Genomic DNA, 17,514 nt, shown 5'->3' with positions numbered 1-17,514 from the left:
CTTCGGAGGTCTTTTTTTACGTCTGAGACTGCTTCCTCAAACGCTGCATCCGTTTCAGAAGAATGGGCAGAAATAAGAGTGGATGCTTTCTTTCCGCTTCGGAGAGGTTGAGATCCAACCCTGTATGGCGGTGAATTTTCCAGGCGAGATACGATGCGCCGTTTTCAAAAGTAAAAGCTGCCTTTACCAGGCGTACCACATTCCGAGGTTTCCCTGTCTGTCCGACCAGGGCCCATCGTCGAGCCGCACGCTTACGAGCGGAGAAAGACAAAACGGGTTCCAGCCTGTTCCCAGTAGCCGAGTAACGCAAATGAGCCCGCGCCCATCCCAGCGGAAGCATCGCAGCAAACCGCTCTTCCTGACCAGCGATCAGACTGTGCCCTCGCCCCTTCTTTTCAACCCGTAGTTCAGAGGCATATGTCCGCGCGAAAAGAGATTGCCAGTATTCAACAGCCGTCATGCCCGGCTGCCCCAGAAGAGCCGCCCAGCAAGACGCCGTCGTCACGCATCGGGCAATCAGATCAAGCAGCGTATCAGCTGCCTTTGCATCCCGCACCCAGATGAGCCTGACAGGCTGACAAAACCTGGCCCACAGAGTCGTATCCAGTGTGCCGAGCGTTGTACGCTCTTTAAACTGCTGTTGTGACAGAACGGCGATCTTGGCACGTAAAGTGCGTTGCCCGACTTTAAACTCCGCATAACGCACATTGGGCGGTAACAGAAGATTGCCCGCTCGGGAGATTAGTCCGCCTGTAAAGCCAGAGGCATCTTCCGTGACAATATAGAAATCGAGAATGCCTTCGAAGTCTTCCGTCCTCAGGACAGAACCGTAAAACAGAACGCCAAGAGGCGCCTGCGGGCAAGCCGATGTCAAAGCGTCCGCAAAAGCCACGACATCCGAGTGAACCGGGGTCGTCAGTTCCCTGATCAGGAACTTTTCAAGCGCGTCAGGCATGGAGAAAACGGAATGCCGGTCCGCGCTCAAGGCGGATCTGCTCATGCTCGGGCGGAGTAAAAACCTCTCCATCCAGAACGAAATCGCTTTTCGTCGTCAGCATCATGTCATCCGTCCGACCACTGACATAGTCCGGATGGCGACGCAGCCAGCGGGGTGCACGACCACACAGAAGTGCAGCAGTTGCGCGTGAGAGATTTTCCGGATGAGCGCCGACATCAAGGTAGCGAAGCCCCTCGACATTCGGTTCTGCATCCCAGAAAGGCCAGATCCCACGTGAAAGTTTGGACAGGCCAGTCGTTAGGAACATGAAGCTGTTTCCATCATAGGCATGACCGGACGTTTCAACCCTGAGAGGCTCACCCTCGAGCCAGCTTTCCCGGCTTTTACGAAACATGAGACTGACAACGGTACTCAGCAGCGTAAAGCCAACAGCCAGATCATGGGGAGCGAAACGTACCACTGTCGGGGAATGCGCAATCCTGACGGCCCGTGCATACCCTGTACAGCCGCCAAAAAGCCCCAGAACCGGAACACGATCTGTCTGCGGCCACGATAACCGGATCGGCGTACGGATACTGGAGCGCATGGCGGCCCCTTGCTGAAGGCGCTGGATCGCCTCCATCCCGCGCAGCCCGAACCCGACATCATTGGCGATCAGATTGGTATTCCCGGAAGCCAGAACAGCAATATCCGGCAAGCGGTCTGCAGGATAGGCGCGAGCGATCGCTGTCAGCACTGTGCTGACAGTGCCATCTCCACCATCAATCACGATCGTCCGCACATCCCTTTCGCAAAGATGGCGAACATGCTCCGTCATGCCCTCCCGACTGTCTGACGGAACAAAATTTTCGCCCAGAAGAGCCTTGGCTTCCGCAGCAAAGACGGAGCCGCCGCGCCTGTTCTTGCGGCTGCGAGCATTATGGATAAGAGCAAATCGCACTATGAGAGAATTCTTCGTGTTATGTTCGGAGCTATGCGGGCGGGTCTAGCACGGCTATGATGCTTCCACCAGAATATGGGTATTCCCTTCTGGTGGAAAGACTGACTAAGGCCACGTTTCTCAAATGTCCCATACACGTCCCGCAGAAACACGCAGTCCGCGGAACACGCGTGCCGTCACGCTGGCCCATCTGTCAGACCCTCATCTTCCACCACCACCCGTGCATTGGCGTCAGGCTCTCAACAAGCGGGCTCTAAGCCTTCTGTCCTGGAAAAAGCACCGACGCCATGTGCATCTGGCTGCAACCTGCTCGGCCATCGTGGAAGACATTGCCAGAAATGATGTGGATGCCATTCTGGTCAGTGGCGATCTAACGAATTTTGGAACACCCGATGAATTTGCCCTCGCTGCGAACTGGCTGAAGCAGCTTCCAGCAACCGCCATGGTCATTCCTGGAAATCATGATTGCATGATTCGTCAGCCAGCCGAAAAAGGCCTCCTTCAATGGAAGTCGTGGTCTGCCGCGTCGTACCCCTACGCCCGCACTCAGGATGGGGTAGCCGTTATCGGCGTGAATTCAGGCGTGCCGACGCTGCCTTTCATGGCCTATGGCCGGGTTGGCCGCAGACAGCTTGCACGGCTTGAAATTCTCCTGACCGAACTTGGAAATGCGGGGTTATGCCGCGTGGTCATGATTCATCATCCCCCAAGACGCGGCTTGGTAACCTGGCGGAAATCGCTGCACGACTACAGAGCGTTTGCGCAGGTTCTGAAGCGGACGGGAGCAGAAATCGTTCTGCACGGACATTCTCATGATGCGACCCTGACCCATATTCCCGGAACAGATATTCCCCTACTCGGCGTAGCGTCAGCCTCCCTCACTGACAAACGCGAACATCGTCAGGCCTGCTGGAATCACCTTGTTATTCATCCGCAAGGTGATGGCTGGGCCATTGGCATGTCACGCCATAAGCCAGATGGCCAGATTACGGAAAAGGCATCCTGGGTACGCCCCCGGAACAGCCAGGCATGAAGCAGCGCGCAACCATTCTGGACCGGTATCTTCTGACACAGATGATACCGCCGTTCATCATTGCCCTCGTTGCCATGCTGGTCGCTCTTCTGCTGGAACGGCTGCTGGTTCTGTTTGATTATCTGGCTTCCGCGGGCAGTTCTCTGGCAACCTGCATCAAGCTGCTGACAGACCTCCTTCCGCATTACTTTGGAATTGCGATCCCCGCCGCGCTCTGCATTTCGGTTTTTCTCACTATTCGTGGAATGAGTGATCATAACGAAATTGATGCACTTGAGGCCGGGCGTGTTTCTCTTCTGCGGATCAGTCGGCCCTTCATGTTTGTAGGTCTGGCGCTTGGAGCTGCCAGCGTCCTGCTTTATGGGTATATCCAGCCTGTTGCCCGCTATGATTATCGGGCGGGCTTCTATTTTGCCGCTCATACGGGGTGGGCGCCCCACCTTCAGGCTGGCATGTTCGCATCGACATCCAGCACGGCTGTCATGACAGCCGATAATGTGAGCCATGCTGGCACAAGGATGAAGCGGATCTTCATTCGGGAAGTTAACAAAAACGGTGTTGCTCACATCATCACAGCAAAAACAGGCGAACTGACCATTTCCAACAAGCTTCAAAGCACTCAGCTTGATTTATGGAATGGGGAAATCGTTGATGATCCCTTCCCCAACAGCGGAAATTTCAAACCCACAGTTACGCATTTTTCCCATGTCGTTCGCATCATTGATCGGCCGACACAGGAAAACTCCTTCCGCTCCCGAGGCGCGGACGAACGCGAACTGACCCTCTTTGAACTGGCGCATGATCTGCGATACGGCGTACCCGGCATCGAATATCGCACGCTTCGTGCAGAAATGGATTTCCGCGTTGCGCACGCTCTGGCCATTCCGTTCATCCCGCCTCTGGCAGTAGCGCTGGCCATTGGCTCAAGACGACGCAGATCGGTCTGGGGACTGATCGCTGTGTCCGCCATTCTCGTCGGTTTCGATCAAACCTTGATGTTCGGCCATAGTCTGGCAGCTACAGGGCGTCTTCCGATCTGGCTGGCCATCTGGGTACCTCTGGCTCTTTTCTGTATCGCGTGTCCCGCCACACTTCTTCGCCGCTCGCGCGGGTCGTGGAGGCGTCGCAAGCTGGTTCGTCCCTCATGACTGCACATGCTCCACAACATGTGCTGTACCGATATCTGAACCGCTCCTTGCTGGGCCGTTTCATGCTATGCGGTGCAGTCCTTGTTTCCCTGCTCGAAATTCTGGCACTCCTTGAAAAAACGACGCTCATTCTGAACCGGAATCTGGGCTTTCGTGGTATCCTAACATTTGCGTTCCTGCATCTTCCTGCACTGAGTGTAGAGATTATGCCGCTGGCTTTCATGGTCGGGGCGCTGTTTCTGCTCATGCAGATGACGCTCTCGTCGGAAATGGCCGCACTTCGCGCATCCGGCCTCTCGACCGTAGGTCTGTACCAGCGGCTTTTACCAGCCGTTCTGATTGTCGGATTCACAGCGACAACCCTTCAGTACTGGGTTGTTCCTCCCTGCGAAAATGCTCTTGCGACGTGGTGGAACAAAACCGATCCGGATGCAGCAAAACCAGATGCACCGACAAAACGCCTTCTCTGGTTTCGCGCAGGACCGACCCTTGTGCGCATCGGACAGTATGCGCACGGAGGATCGTTCCTGCGGGACGTCACGATTTATCACCGGGATGCGACAGGTCTTCTGACCGGCACAGAGCATGCGGCCACCCTCTCTTACGATGGTCAGTTCTGGCACCCTACAGGGGCGCAGGATCTGACGGTGACGGATAATGGTGCGTTTGTAAAAGTAACGGGAGGCGACAATCGCTTCGATATCCCGGCTACCCCCGGAATGATCATGACCCTCTCCGAAGACAATGCTGCTGTTACCCCAGCGCAGATCGGAGCTATTCTTCATAAGGGCGCGCCTGCCAGTCTGCCGCGTGCGACCTATCGTATGGCCCTGTTCAGCGGGATTATTCTTCCTCTTCAGATTGCAGTAATGCTTCTATTGGCGCTGCCAGTGATCTATATCCCTCCACGGGCAGGACTTCGAAATCCACTTCCGGTCTATGTATTGGCGGCCGGGATGGGTTTTGTAATCCTGCAAGGAATGATTTCCGCACTCGGAAACGCCGGGACGCTTGCCGCGCCACTGGCGGCCAGTGCGGGACCGCTGCTGGGCGCCCTCCTCGGGTTGACCTGGATTCTGCGGCTGGAGGGAAAATGAGCACGTCCAAACCCTGGCATAACATGTCGTCCCTGCGCACAGGTCGCAGTTTTGATCTTGGCAAGATGTCGCTACCCCAGTTGTGGATTGCCTATCTCACCTACCCTACGATCCTGTTGTACTTCGCGCTGATCCTTGCCGCCGCTTTCGGCGCCCTGCATTTCTCGCATAGTCTCTGGAAGACGCTGATCCCTGTACCAGTCGTCATCGCCGTGTATCCTCTGGCCTGGTACATGATCCATCGCTATATCCTCCATGGACGCTGGCTCTATCGGAACCACTGGACCGCGGCGCTATGGAAGCGCATCCATTTCGATCATCATCAGGACCCGCATCTTCTGGATGTGCTGTTCGGCTCACCGCTCAACACGGTTCCGACAATGGCGATCATCACCATGCCAATCGGGTATCTCATCAGCGGCTGGAGCGGTGCGTTCTGTGCTCTTTCCACAGCGCTGGTCATGACGTGCATTTACGAGTTCTTCCACTGCATCCAGCACCTGGCCTACAAGCCACGCTGGAAGTGGGTGGCGCATATCAAGCAGCTTCATGTCCTGCATCATTTTCACGATGAAGACGGCAATTACGGCATTACGAACTACGTGCCGGATCGCCTGTTTGGAAGTTTCTATCGTGAAGCCCGTGATCGCGCCCGCAGCCAGCACGTCTTCAACCTCGGCTATGATATTGAAGAAGCCAAGCGTTACCCTTGGGTGATGGATCTCACAGGGTCCCCCCCGAAGGACCGCCCAGACGGGGCTCGCCCTGCCTCTGATCGCAGTCGCACGGCGTGACTCTTCCGGTTCTGGTTCTTGCCGGTTCCCGTGATGGTGAACGGGACGTTCTCGCCCAGCTTGGAAAAGTGTCTCACAAAGCGCTTCTCCCCGTTGCTGGAGAGCCCATGCTTGGGCGTGTTCTCAGAACACTCGCACTCACGCCGGATCTCGGCTCGATTACCATCAGCATTGAAGCACCCGACCGCATCCGTGACATTGCTGGTACGGCTGACATTCTGAAAGCCGCCGCCTCCCCCAGTGAGAGTGTTGCCGAGGCGTTAGACCACCTTGGTACCCCCTGCCTTGTCACCACGGCAGACCATGCGCTGCTGCGGCCCGAATGGATCACTGAGTTTCTTGGAAAAACCCAGGACTGCGATCTGGCCGTCGGTGTTGCCTTCAAAGAGACAGTCGAACGTGATGTTCCCAATACGAAGCGTACCTATATCCGACTGTCGGATATGAGCTTTTCAGGATGCAATCTTTTCTGGATGGGAACATCACGCGCCGAAGCCGTCGTAGAACTCTGGAAGCGCTTGCAGAAAGACCGTAAACGGCCACTAAAAATGGCACGGACACTTGGGTTCGGAACCCTTCTTCGTGCCCTCTTGGGCCGTCTGGATTCCAAAGCACTCTGTCAGCGCATCGAAACCCTGACAGGCGCACGCGTCCGTCTTGTACCCTTGTCGAACGGTCAGGCCGCCGTGGATGTCGACAAGCCAGCCGATCTGATTCTGGCCGAAGAGCTTCTGGCACAGCGATCCTCATGAAAATTGCCTACGTTATCAATTCTCTGGAATGTGGAGGGGCGCAGCTTCCCATCCCTGACATCATCTCCGTTCTCCAAAGTCGGGGCGGCGAAGTCACGGTGTTCAGCCTTGAGAAGCGTGACGGTCTTGCTATCCCCGTTCTGGAGAAGCAGGGTATCAGGGTCCACGTCCGCTCCGGCGGCAAGAAAGACCATCTGGCAGCATGGCGCTGGCTGCGCGCTGAAATGGATGCTTTCCAGCCCGATCTGATCTGGACGTCCCTGACGCGCGCAACCCTTCTGGGCCAGCGGGCAGCTAACAGGCTGAGCGTCCCTGCCGTTCACTGGCAGCACTCCGCCCGCCTGAAGAAGGCCAACAGCATCCTGCTGCGCCTGTTATGTCGGAAAGCCGCCCTCTGGGTTGCGGACTCTCCTACGGTTGAAAGCTTCTCTCGCAAATGTCTTGGCCTGCGAAGCAAGGTCATGGCCTGGCCCATCTTCCGGGCGGACCCCGCCAGCCCGAAAGCCGCAGCATGGAAGAAGGGAAAAATCATCCGGATCGGGAGTCTTGGTCGACTCCATGCCGTCAAAGGGTATGACCTACTGTTCGAGGCGCTGGATCTTCTCCGCGATCATCCGGATCTGCCGCCTTATCGGGTCGTACTGGCAGGTGATGGTCCTGAACGAGACTCCCTTGAGAAGGTCGTACAGGACAAGAAACTACCAGTCGATTTCCTCGGCCACTGTGAAGACCCTTTCAGCTTTCTTCCAACCCTGCATCTCTATGTTCAGCCCTCTCATTGGGAGGGCATGTGCGTGGCCGCCCATGAAGCAATGACCTGCGGATTGCCTGTAATTGCTACTCCGGCTGGTGAGATCCCTCATACAATGAAGGACGGGCACTCCGGCTTGGTGGTTCCCTTCAACAATGCCCCTGTTCTGGCCAGCGCCATTGCAGAACTCATCATGCAGCCGAAGAAACTGCATACCATGGGCACTTTGTCCCGCAAGCTAGTGCTGGACCGCTTTGGCCCAGACGCCTTCCTACGACAAGGTAATGCGGTTCTGGACCGGCTGCCAGGCTTCAGCCCAGCCCCAGACGACGCTTCACGTTCATAAGGTCCCGCTTGGGACCAAACCCCACACGCTTCACGTCAACAAGAGTCACCTGCCCTGCGGCAGACAGCGTATGGAAACCATCCGGGAAGCGGCGACGGAGCACGGCAGGCGCATCCAGAACTGCGTCGGGCGTAACCTTTGGCAATCCGCGTTCCAGTCCTTCGATCTTTAACAGACGGATACCCCGACCGTATGTGCCGCGGCAGTCCTGGGTCGGAAGGAAGATTTCTCCATCGACTACGACGGGTGTACCGCCTGGCCGTGCCCCTGCACGATCGTTCAGGAAAAGGCCAAGAGACGTCCAAGGGCCCATGAGGTCATCGGCGACGGAAAGATGCAGCGTTGACTGGCGCTCTTCCCGCGTACCGGCAGGCGTCCAGAACATCCACCAGCGCCCGGCATGGTAAAAAGGCGTCGCGTCGATGGCAGCGTCGGGAAAATCGAACGCCTCGACCTTTTCCCATCCCAGGGGAAATTGTGTTGCCCGGTAGAGTGTCAATCGGCCGGACGCACTGGCTTCCGGCAGCAGATACGTCTCTCCCTCATGCTCGAACACATAGGGATAAGACAGATGCCAATCTTCGCGCAGGACTTCCTCGCGCTCGATCAGCCGTCCGGTGCTGTCATAGACCAGGACCTCGATAACGCCTTTCGGATTGCGATAATCATAGGCTTCCGCAAAAACATGCAGCCTTCCGCCACGCCATAATCCAAACGGATCTGCGAGAAACCGGTGATCTCCAATGTCTGGTAGCGTTGTAACCTCAAATCCGTTCAGGCTTCCCGCCCGGATCAGATCGGCCAGGGGAGCGTGGATGATGGCACAACGCCAGTGGTCCGTGCGCAGAAACGGCATGCCGACTCTCCTTGAACATACAAACAGGGAAAAACGAGAACAGGGGCAGACGTAAAGCGCAGATCGGGGCAATATGGAACCATGAGTTCGGTTCTTTCCGAGATGACACCCGGTTTTCCAGAAAGGCAACTCGCCATAAGGCGGGCTGTTCTGGGACTTTGCCGTACCATGGGCTGGGCCGCGATCAATGAATTTTCCCTTCCGTCCGCAGGGCGTCGGGCGGACGTCATGGCGCTTCTGCCAGATCACAGCCTGACCTGTATCGAGATCAAATCGGGCATCCGTGATTTCCAGACGGACCAGAAATGGTCTGACTATCGAAGCTGGTCGGACAGACTGTTCTTTGCCGTGGATGACGGCTTTCCACTTCACGTCCTGCCCGAAGACGTTGGCATCATCACGGTCAGCCTCAGCATGGTTCCGGACAGCCTATTTCACAGCATCGTAGCGGAATGCGCCGTCATCCGGGAACCCGCGGAGCACAAGCTTGCTGCGGCCCGTCGAAGGACCATCCTGCACCTGTTTGCAACGACGGCCGCCAGCCGCCTGATGTCTCTTGAAGACCCCGCCCTTACCGCCTCCCTGCGTGCCGCGCGCCGCACAGAATAGGACATGCCCCAATGAGTTTCGATCCTGTCGCCGTACGTCTTGAAGCTGCTCGCAGCGTTGTTCGCGATGCTGCCGCACTTGCCCTCTCGATGCGCCCGGCTCCCGGTGGACCAACGGGGACTCTGAAAGGACGGCAGGACTACCTGACGGAAGCTGACGGGGCCGTTGAAGCTCTGGTCAGCAAACGTATTCAGGACCTTTTCCCGGAAGATGGTTTTCAGGGCGAGGAAGGTGGCGTCACGCGCGAAGGACAATTCCGTTGGGTTGTGGACCCGATTGACGGAACGTCCAACTTCGCGCGCGGCCGTGACCGGTGGTGCGTTTCACTGGGGCTTCTCAAGGGAGACGAACCCGTTGCAGGCATTATCGAGGCGCCTGCGCTCGGTGAGGTTTTCACAGCCCAGAAAGGCAAGGGTGCCTTCCTGAACGGTAAGCCTATCAAGGCCTCCCCAATCAGCAACCCTCAGGAAGCAATGATTGAAATGGGATGGTCCTGCCGCGTCTCAACCGAACTTTTCGGCGAAAAGATCGGCGCGATCATGGCCCTTGGCGCCATGCCACGCTCTGGCGGTTCCGGCGCTCTGGCCCTGACAGACGTCGCCTGTGGCCGCAGTGACGGGTATCTGGAAATTGTGATCCAGCTCTGGGATGTCGCGGCGGCTCTCATCATTCTGGAAGAAGCAGGCGCGGCTGTTTCCCCCTTCCTCCAGACTGGTGGCCTTACGGGTGGAGCCACTATTCTTGCGGCCGCTCCCGGAATTGCCAAAGTGCTTTCAGATGCGGTTCAGGTGGAAATCTGACCCCTCCTCCGTTCCCTGTTCGTGATTTGGCCGTATTTCCCGCATAATGCGGGAAGACTTCAATTTTGCCGTTAGCAGAAGGTAAGCTTTATGACCCTGTCCGGTCTCCTGCGTTCGACCGTTCTTGCCGCCACAGGGTGTGCAACGCTCGCGGCGTGCTCTGGTACATCTACCACCACAGCCAGCGAACAGCAGATCGTTGTCGACAAGGCGACAATCGCCCTTCAGGATCTGTTTGCAAAAACCACGTCAACCTCCCGGTCCCAGCAATTACTCGCTCAGGCCAAGGCTGTGATGGTGTGCCCCTCCGTGCTGAATATGTCTTTCGGGCTCGGCGGTTCGGGTGGTCGCTGCGTTCTCATGAGCCGGGATGCGCGTGGTTCTTGGTCTGATCCGGCATTCTATCGTCTGAGCTCAGGTTCGCTCGGCATCCAGGCCGGCGTGCAAAGTTCCGAAATGATCTTCTTCATCATGTCGCAACGTGGGATTCAGGCCCTGCTGGACAGCCAGTTCAAGTTTGATGCAACGGCTTCCGCTTCGTTCGCAACCATCGGAACCGGTGCTGAAAGCAGCACGGCAGGCGCCAAAAATACGGATATCTACGCCGCCCAGAAAGCACAGGGCCTTTATGCAGGGCTTTCTCTTGGCGGCTCGAAGCTGACAGTGGATAGTGGCGCAAACCGGGCGTATTACAATCAGACCGTCGGGCCCGAAGACATTATCATCACCATGCGCGTCAACAATCCATCGGCAGATCCGCTCCGCCGTATGCTGATGAATGTCGCCAAGCTGCCAACCGCTTCGACTGCTCACGCTACAGCCGCCACAGCTCCGGCTTCACAGAGCGCCACAACAGACGTTGATCCTGTAAGCAGCAGCCCATATCCGAGCAACTACGATACGTCGCGCCCTTACAGCACACAGACGCGCGGCGTACAGAGCTCGTCTCTTGCGCCCGTGCACTAAAAACAGAAAACCCCGCCTTCCTTGGAAAACGGGGTTTCTCGCCTCATTGAGGTGAAGCGGTTTTTGCTCGATAAGCCCTTATATTCTGATCCTGCTCCTGCAGCGTCTCCGCAAAATTGTGCCCGCCCTCACCTGTCGCGACAAAATAAAGAGCTTTGCTCTCTGCAGGATGCGCAGCAGCTTCCAGAGATGTGATCCCAGGAGAGCAGATTGGCCCCGGCGGCAGGCCAGCCTCAAGGTAGGTATTATACGGCCCCGGCGTTTGCAGATCTTCATGCAAAAGCGGACGATCCAGCGTTCCAAGCCCGTCACTCAGGCCATAAATCACACTTGGGTCCGTCTGAAGACGCATTCCGAGTTTGAGACGATTCAAAAAAACTCGTGCCACCATCGGTCGCTCTGAGGGCACGCCCGTCTCCCGCTCGATCAGGGAGGCCAGCGTCAGAAGCTCCTGTGGGCTCTGGATCAGGCCATCCAGCGCTTCCACATCCCGCTTTTCCCAGCTTGCCTGAAGCTGCTTGTCCATCATGCGGCGCAGACGATCCACGATGGCCTGCCGGGGTGTGCCCCACACATAGGCGATGGTCTGGGGCAAAACTGTTCCTTCGGGGATCTCAGGAACATCACCCGTCAGCACGGGGGCCTTACGGATGATGTCCTCAATCTCCTTGGCCGTCAGACCTTCAGGAACCATCAAGGGATGAGAGACGGGCTTACCATGGCGAAGAATTTCAAGGACATGCGCGACAGAAACACGGGAGGGAAACTGGAACTCAGACGCATGAATCTGACCGTCACGGTGGGTCAGAAAGGCCGAAATACGGAAGAATGCGCCAGAAGCCCATGTTGGTGACAGGATACCGTCTGCCTGAAGTGCCTTCGTAACCGTGGCGTTATTGCCATGAGGAATCACGAACGCTTTGGCTTCAGGAAGAGGGCCGGGGTCAGTGTAATGCCCATATCCGGCTACCGCTGCTGCGATACAGAGCAGCGGAACCATGAAGATTGCCAGCTTGCGGCCAGCCTTGGGGGGAAGAAGTGGTGTTTTGTTCTCTTCGCCGTCCGGCTGGCTGTCAGGCATAGACCAATGGAACTCCGCTCAGCCCTCGCAGCGCTTCAGGATGATGCTGGCATTCGTGCCACCAAACCCGAAGCTGTTGGACAGAGCCACGTCGACCTTGCGCTTCTGAGCCTTGAGAGCCACACGATCAATAACGCTCTCGCGTGCCGGGTTCTCAAGGTTCAGCGTGGGAGGCACAATGCCGTCACGGATGGCCTGAAGGCAGAAGATCGCTTCCACGGCCCCTGCGGCACCCAGAAGATGACCAATGGCAGACTTCGTGGAGGACATGGCAATGTTCTTGGCGTGATCGCCGAAGAAACGCTCAACCGCATCCAGTTCCAGATCGTCAGCCATGGTGGACGTACCATGGGCGTTGACGTAGTCGATGTCCGACACCTGCAGGCCGCTGTTCTTCAGCGCAGCCTTCATGGCGCGGAATGCGCCCTCGTGGCCTTCAGCCGGGGCCGTGATGTGATGAGCGTCACCGGACAGGCCATAGCCGCCGATTTCACCATAAATCTTGGCACCACGAGCCTTGGCATGCTCGTACTCTTCCAGAACGACAACACCGGCGCCCTCACCCATGATGAAACCGTCACGGTCCTTGTCCCACGGGCGAGAAGCCTTGGTCGGGTCATCGTTGGACCCCGTGGAGAGCGCACGGGCCGAGCAGAAACCAGCAATGCCCAGAGCACAGATGGCTGCCTCAGCACCGCCAGCGATCATAACGTCTGCATCACCATGCTGGATCAGACGGGACGCATCACCGATGGCATGTACGCCCGTTGCGCAGGCTGTCACGACCGCATGGTTCGGTCCCTTGAATCCGTAACGGATCGAAAGGTGACCAGAAATGAGATTGATAAGGGCAGATGGAATGAAGAACGGTGACAGACGACGGGCCTTGCCGCTCGAAACTGTCAAAGAACCTTCATAAATTGTTTGCAGACCGCCGATGCCGGAGCCGATCATCACGCCAGTGGCGCAGCGATCATCTTCCGTCTCAGGCTTCCAGCCCGAGTCTTCGACGGCCTGAATGGCAGCGGCCAGACCAAGATGGATGAAGCGATCCATTTTCTTCTGGTCTTTGACCGGCACCCAGTCAGACAGCGTGAGACCGCCTTCTTCGGTCGGTCCCTCAGGAACCTGACCAGCGACCTGCGCAGGGAGTTCGGAAGGATCAAAATGGGTGATACGCCCGATACCGGACTGCCCTTCGATCAGACGCTTCCACGTCAGTTCCGCACCCACCGCAAGTGGGCTGACAACACCGATACCGGTAACGACGACGCGTCTTCCGTTGTTTGCATTCCCGCTCATCGATGCCTCATGTCTCACGTTGTAAACGACCAGTACGTCGCAGCCTCAAGGCTGCTCCGTTTATCCGCCCCTACTCTGGAGGGCGGGATGGGACCAGCCTGAAGCCAGTCCCGAAAGCGCCTCAGGCAGCCTTCTGCTTTTCGATGTAGTCAATCGCATCCTTGACGGTGGCGATCTTCTCGGCTGCATCTTCCGGGATTTCGACGGAGAAAGCTTCTTCGAAAGCCATGACCAGCTCGACCGTGTCGAGGCTGTCTGCGCCCAGATCGTCAATGAAAGACGCATCCGGCGTGACCTTGCTTTCTTCAACGCCGAGGTGCTCGACAACGATCTTCTTTACCTTGTCAGCAATATCGCTCATCTGTTCATTCCTTTTGCCCGTGCCGGGCGTTACAAAAAACTCGTTTTGCCGTCTGCCAGTCCGGCAAGCCCTTTCGAACCTTCCAGCGCAGGCCACCTCTCCTTCCGGAAAGGCGTTGCCACCGGCCGAACCGGACATCGGCCTTCGTCAGACCGGGCAAAGCAGCGCGCGATTAGCACGCTTTGACCTGAAACGCCAAGCGTCTCAGACCATGGCCATGCCACCGTTGACGTGCAGGGTCGTCCCGGTGACCCATGCAGCCTCGTCAGAAGCCAGATACACCACTGCCGCAGCGACGTCATCCGGGTTTCCCATCCGACCGAGCGGAATGGAGCCCACCAGCTTCTCGCGAATACCTTCGGACAGTACATCCGTCATCGGCGTTTCAATGAAACCAGGAGCCACGACATTGACCGTCACACCGCGCGGACCAGCTTCCTGCGCCAGAGACTTGCTCATGCCGACGATACCAGCCTTTGCAGCCGCATAGTTGGCCTGACCGGCGTTCCCTGTCGTTCCAACAACGGATGCGATGGAAATGATACGACCGGCACGACGGCGCAGCATACCCTTAAGAGCCGCACGAGCCAGCCGGAACGGGCTTTCCAGATCCACCGTCATGACCTGCGACCAGTCACTATCCTTCATACGGATGGCAAGCGTATCGCGCGTCAGACCGGCATTATTCACCAGAATATCCAACGGTGCCCCGGCCACTTCCTCAGCCTTGGCAACGAGACCATCAGCTTCGGACGCCTCTGACAGATTGGCAACCGCAATATGCGTGCGCTCACCAAGGCTGTCTGCCAGTTCCTTCAGAGCTGCTTCACGCGTGCCACTGAGAATAACCGTTGCACCAAGAGCGTGAAGCTGACGGGCGATAGCTGCACCGATACCGCCAGATGCGCCGGTGACGAGAGCGGTCTTGCCAGAAAGAGAAAACATGGGTCGTTGTCCTTACAGAGCCTTGAGCAGAGCTTCGATTTCAGCAGGGGTGCCAGCATTGTCTGTTGCCAGATCCGGCGCAATACGACGAGCCAGACCGCAGAGAACCTTGCCTGAACCCAGCTCGTGCATAGTCGTCACACCCATGGCAGCGATGGCCTGCACGCTCTCGCGCCAGCGAACAGTCCCCGTCACCTGCTTGACGAGCAGATCACGGATTGCTTCAGGATCGGTTACCTTGGCCACAGTAACATTGGCAATCACCGGAACTCTGGGCGCATTCAGCGTTGCCTTGGCCAGAGCCTCTTCCATCTCCCGAGCAGCCGGAGCCATCAGGGATGAGTGGAACGGCGCGGAGACCGGCAGCTTTACAGCGCGCTTGATTCCGCGCTCTTTGGCCAGGGAAATTGCGCGATCGACTGCGTCCATATGGCCGGAGACTACGATCTGGCCACCACCATTGTCATTGGCGATCTCAAGGATCTGCCCCTGAGCGGCATCATCGCAGATTGACTGGGCCTGCTCGGCTTCGACACCCAGCAGAGCAGCCATGCCGCCCTCACCAGCCGGAACCGCACGCTGCATGGCCTGACCGCGCAAACGCAGAAGACGTGCACCCTCCGCAATCCCCAACGTCCCGGCAGCCGCAAGTGCGGAATATTCACCAAGTGAGTGACCCGCTACCAGCGCCGCCTTGTCCGTCAGGGCAAAACCCCCTTCGGATTCCAGAGCACGAACAGTCGCCAAAGAAACGGCGAACAGAGCTGGCTGCGTATTCTCGGTCCGGGTCAGTTCATCAGCGTCGCCGGTGAACATGAGCTTGGAAAGGTTCTGGCCCAGAGCGTCATCAACTTCCTGAAAGACGGCGCGAGACGAGGCAAAGGCATCATGCAGGGCCTGCCCCATTCCAACTGACTGGCTGCCCTGACCGGGAAAGACAAAAGCGTGAACGGACATGGAGCCCCCTGCTGGCATGAAAAACAGGCTCAGGGTGATGCTGTTTCATGCGCGTTCTGTCAAATCCTGCGTTATCTGTCCGGCGTGAACGTCAGATACGCGTCTCCCGGAATTCTGACGCGAACCTGAGCAAAAGGCTTGCTGGAGCGGAAAATCGTGTCTTCCGGATAATCCTGCGGACGCAACAGGACTGTCATGGGTTCTTTCCCCTCGTTGTTGGCCAGCATGATCACATGACCGCTGGTCACGGCCTCAAAACGCGCACCGGGAGCAAGGTCAATCTTGAGCCGATGCGCATCAGGCATGAACCAGGACAGGATCACGCCTGTCAGATCCCGAATGCAGGCATTGATTTGCGTCAGCCAGTGGCGTGCCTGAACGCCTGTAAACCTATCCCCCTGCGGCACTTCCACGCGAAGAGACAGTTCTGTCCGGACGTTATGACCAATCGACTCTGTCTGAAGAATTGGCGGATTTTCTGCCGCGAGTTGGACGGTACGCGGAAAGTGCATCTCCCGATCTGTTCCAAAAAATAGTGGAATATCACCCTGCTTGCTGTGGATGACGAGCCGCGCTTTTGACGGAAGCTCATGATCCGGCAGCAATTCACCCGTGAAATGAAGCGATATTCCCTCACGCGCCGCGGCCGGAAATTTCTCGAAGCGTTCATAAAAATGCGCGACATCTTTGTAGGTGGCCACGCGAACGACAGGTTTTCCCGAGACGGTCACATGCTCATCAACAGCGTAAACAGCATGCACCGGAAGACAGAAGAAAGCGGTTACAAGACCGAATGTCCGAAAGATGCTGATCATCATACCCATTCATGACAAATGATGTCTTATCCAATCTTCTGCAAGACAATCAGAACCTGCGGCAATCGTACAGGATTATCCAGATATTCGATCATGCGAAAAAGACCGCCCCATGCCTTCAGAACATAATTCCGAGGAATAATGGCTTCGCCATAATGCGCCTGAAAATGTGGAGGCTTTGCGGAAGAGGCATGCAAAAACCGACCGGCCTCGAAATCCGAATTGGCACGGGCCTCGTCGACGAAACTGTCCGCACAGGCTTCGTGCCAGGGATGTTCCAGCCGCATCCCAGACGCCCGACGCAAGCGCTGCTCTGCGCAGAACGCCAAAAACCGCCGACTTTGCGTTGTAATGACAACCAATCCGCCAGGTTTCAGGAGACGGTGGAACTCCTGCATCCACTGACCAGACAAAAATTCGTCCAGATGGGAAAAGGTGGACCAGGACGTCACCAGGTCCAGACTTTCAGACACCATCGGAAGTGGAGGCACGGGCCCAGCCTGAAGAAAGCCCAGAAACGGATTGGCACGACGCGCGGCCATGAGAAAACGATCCGTATTTTCTACACTCACAAGAGACTGTGGGCGAACGTCCTTCATGAACAGACGCGCCGTGCGCCCCCAACCGCACCCGAAATCCAGCAGAGCTGTCTCAGGCCGAACAGGCCGAACAGGCCGACCGGCATAGGCACAGTAAGCCTTGATTTCCCTGTAGAAAACATGAGCTTCATGGATAGAGACTTCTCCATGATGACCATGAATTTCACGCTGAGTATCGTCTGGAGGAAAGTCGGGCATCCGAACACCACAAACCTCCCGTGTTGAAACGGAAGCCGTCAGAACATGCAGCCATTCTTCATCGCTGAGACTGTGAAATGCCTCAAAAACCGCATCCGTCCTGTCGGAATGAGTCATTCTTCTACCGTTACACCATGTCAGTAACGATTAATTAACGTATCTTCTCCAACAAGAGAACCGGCCGAGGACGCTTTCCGGGGCAACTC

19 protein-coding genes are annotated in these 17,514 nt (G+C 57.0%); 9 read left to right on the top strand and 10 right to left on the bottom strand.

The genetic code is table 11. From position 1 onward, the window contains the following. Positions 1-16: 16 nt before the first annotated feature. The gene (locus J4P41_RS03230) at positions 17-955 is read right to left on the bottom strand and encodes a hypothetical protein (RefSeq protein ID WP_426066135.1); all 939 of its coding nucleotides are present in this window, start codon (positions 953-955) and stop codon (positions 17-19) included. Further along, positions 948-1,898, bottom strand: a complete 951-nt coding sequence (locus J4P41_RS03225) for a diacylglycerol/lipid kinase family protein (protein WP_426066080.1) — start codon at positions 1,896-1,898, stop codon at positions 948-950. The genes J4P41_RS03230 and J4P41_RS03225 overlap by 8 nt, the downstream gene beginning before the upstream one ends. A 124-nt stretch (positions 1,899-2,022) precedes the next feature. Between J4P41_RS03225 and J4P41_RS03220 the strand changes: the two genes are divergently transcribed. The 6 genes from J4P41_RS03220 to J4P41_RS03195 are packed head-to-tail and all read left to right on the top strand — an operon-like array spanning position 2,023 to position 7,819. Next, positions 2,023-2,931 carry a metallophosphoesterase family protein gene (locus J4P41_RS03220; protein WP_426066079.1) on the top strand — a complete coding sequence of 303 codons (909 nt, stop codon included), beginning with the start codon at positions 2,023-2,025 and terminating at the stop codon, positions 2,929-2,931. Continuing rightward, positions 2,928-4,079: an LptF/LptG family permease gene (locus tag J4P41_RS03215; protein ID WP_211567294.1), complete on the top strand. Its 1,152-nt coding sequence runs from the start codon at positions 2,928-2,930 to the stop codon at positions 4,077-4,079. Before J4P41_RS03220 ends, J4P41_RS03215 begins: the two co-directional genes overlap by 4 nt. Then, positions 4,076-5,176, top strand: coding sequence for an LptF/LptG family permease (locus tag J4P41_RS03210; protein ID WP_426066078.1), 1,101 nt, complete (start codon positions 4,076-4,078; stop codon positions 5,174-5,176). The genes J4P41_RS03215 and J4P41_RS03210 overlap by 4 nt, the downstream gene beginning before the upstream one ends. Then, complete coding sequence (locus J4P41_RS03205; protein ID WP_010502528.1) at positions 5,173-5,970, top strand: sterol desaturase family protein; 798 nt, start codon at positions 5,173-5,175, stop codon at positions 5,968-5,970. Before J4P41_RS03210 ends, J4P41_RS03205 begins: the two co-directional genes overlap by 4 nt. After that, on the top strand, positions 5,967-6,722 hold the full coding sequence (locus tag J4P41_RS03200; RefSeq protein WP_426066077.1) for a nucleotidyltransferase family protein: 756 nt from the start codon (positions 5,967-5,969) through the stop codon (positions 6,720-6,722). Before J4P41_RS03205 ends, J4P41_RS03200 begins: the two co-directional genes overlap by 4 nt. Further along, entirely contained in the window at positions 6,719-7,819 is a 1,101-nt protein-coding gene (locus J4P41_RS03195) for a glycosyltransferase (RefSeq protein WP_426066076.1), read from the top strand. Before J4P41_RS03200 ends, J4P41_RS03195 begins: the two co-directional genes overlap by 4 nt. On the opposite strand, the gene J4P41_RS03190 is transcribed toward J4P41_RS03195, so the two are convergent. After that, positions 7,785-8,675: a glucosamine inositolphosphorylceramide transferase family protein gene (locus J4P41_RS03190; RefSeq protein ID WP_426066075.1), complete on the bottom strand. Its 891-nt coding sequence runs from the start codon at positions 8,673-8,675 to the stop codon at positions 7,785-7,787. The genes J4P41_RS03195 and J4P41_RS03190 overlap by 35 nt on opposite strands. A gap of 81 nt (positions 8,676-8,756) precedes the next feature. Here J4P41_RS03190 and J4P41_RS03185 point away from each other — a divergent pair, with 81 nt between their 5' ends. The 3 genes from J4P41_RS03185 to J4P41_RS03175 all read left to right on the top strand — a co-directional run bounded on the left by J4P41_RS03185 (position 8,757) and on the right by J4P41_RS03175 (position 11,050). Then, on the top strand, positions 8,757-9,284 hold the full coding sequence (locus tag J4P41_RS03185; RefSeq protein ID WP_026017481.1) for an MmcB family DNA repair protein: 528 nt from the start codon (positions 8,757-8,759) through the stop codon (positions 9,282-9,284). A gap of 11 nt (positions 9,285-9,295) precedes the next feature. After that, positions 9,296-10,084: an inositol monophosphatase family protein gene (locus J4P41_RS03180; protein WP_426066074.1), complete on the top strand. Its 789-nt coding sequence runs from the start codon at positions 9,296-9,298 to the stop codon at positions 10,082-10,084. Between the two features lie 90 nt (positions 10,085-10,174). Continuing rightward, positions 10,175-11,050 carry a lipid-binding SYLF domain-containing protein gene (locus J4P41_RS03175; RefSeq protein WP_010502517.1) on the top strand — a complete coding sequence of 292 codons (876 nt, stop codon included), beginning with the start codon at positions 10,175-10,177 and terminating at the stop codon, positions 11,048-11,050. A 43-nt stretch (positions 11,051-11,093) separates the two neighbouring features. Here J4P41_RS03175 and mltG read toward each other — a convergent pair whose 3' ends face one another. The 7 genes from mltG to J4P41_RS03140 all read right to left on the bottom strand — a co-directional run bounded on the left by mltG (position 11,094) and on the right by J4P41_RS03140 (position 17,425). Next, positions 11,094-12,131, bottom strand: coding sequence for an endolytic transglycosylase MltG (gene mltG, locus J4P41_RS03170; protein WP_426066073.1), 1,038 nt, complete (start codon positions 12,129-12,131; stop codon positions 11,094-11,096). An 18-nt stretch (positions 12,132-12,149) separates the two neighbouring features. Beyond that, on the bottom strand, positions 12,150-13,433 hold the full coding sequence (gene fabF / locus J4P41_RS03165; protein WP_010502513.1) for a beta-ketoacyl-ACP synthase II: 1,284 nt from the start codon (positions 13,431-13,433) through the stop codon (positions 12,150-12,152). A 121-nt stretch (positions 13,434-13,554) separates the two neighbouring features. Further along, the gene (locus tag J4P41_RS03160) at positions 13,555-13,794 is read right to left on the bottom strand and encodes an acyl carrier protein (RefSeq protein WP_010502512.1); all 240 of its coding nucleotides are present in this window, start codon (positions 13,792-13,794) and stop codon (positions 13,555-13,557) included. Positions 13,795-13,998: 204 nt separating this feature from the next. Beyond that, on the bottom strand, positions 13,999-14,739 hold the full coding sequence (gene fabG / locus J4P41_RS03155) for a 3-oxoacyl-[acyl-carrier-protein] reductase (RefSeq protein ID WP_426066072.1): 741 nt from the start codon (positions 14,737-14,739) through the stop codon (positions 13,999-14,001). A gap of 12 nt (positions 14,740-14,751) precedes the next feature. Beyond that, entirely contained in the window at positions 14,752-15,696 is a 945-nt protein-coding gene (gene fabD / locus J4P41_RS03150; protein ID WP_426066071.1) for an ACP S-malonyltransferase, read from the bottom strand. 71 nt (positions 15,697-15,767) lie between these two features. After that, a complete protein-coding gene (locus J4P41_RS03145; RefSeq protein ID WP_426066070.1) occupies positions 15,768-16,514 on the bottom strand; it encodes a hypothetical protein in 747 nt (248 codons plus the stop codon). Between the two features lie 23 nt (positions 16,515-16,537). Then, positions 16,538-17,425 carry a class I SAM-dependent methyltransferase gene (locus tag J4P41_RS03140; protein WP_426066069.1) on the bottom strand — a complete coding sequence of 296 codons (888 nt, stop codon included), beginning with the start codon at positions 17,423-17,425 and terminating at the stop codon, positions 16,538-16,540. Positions 17,426-17,514 lie beyond the last annotated feature (89 nt).

The organism is Gluconobacter sp. NFX36, assembly GCF_049887835.1.
In the GTDB taxonomy this organism is placed as follows: domain Bacteria; phylum Pseudomonadota; class Alphaproteobacteria; order Acetobacterales; family Acetobacteraceae; genus Gluconobacter; species Gluconobacter japonicus_A.
This window is presented reverse-complemented; position numbering and strand designations above follow the sequence as displayed.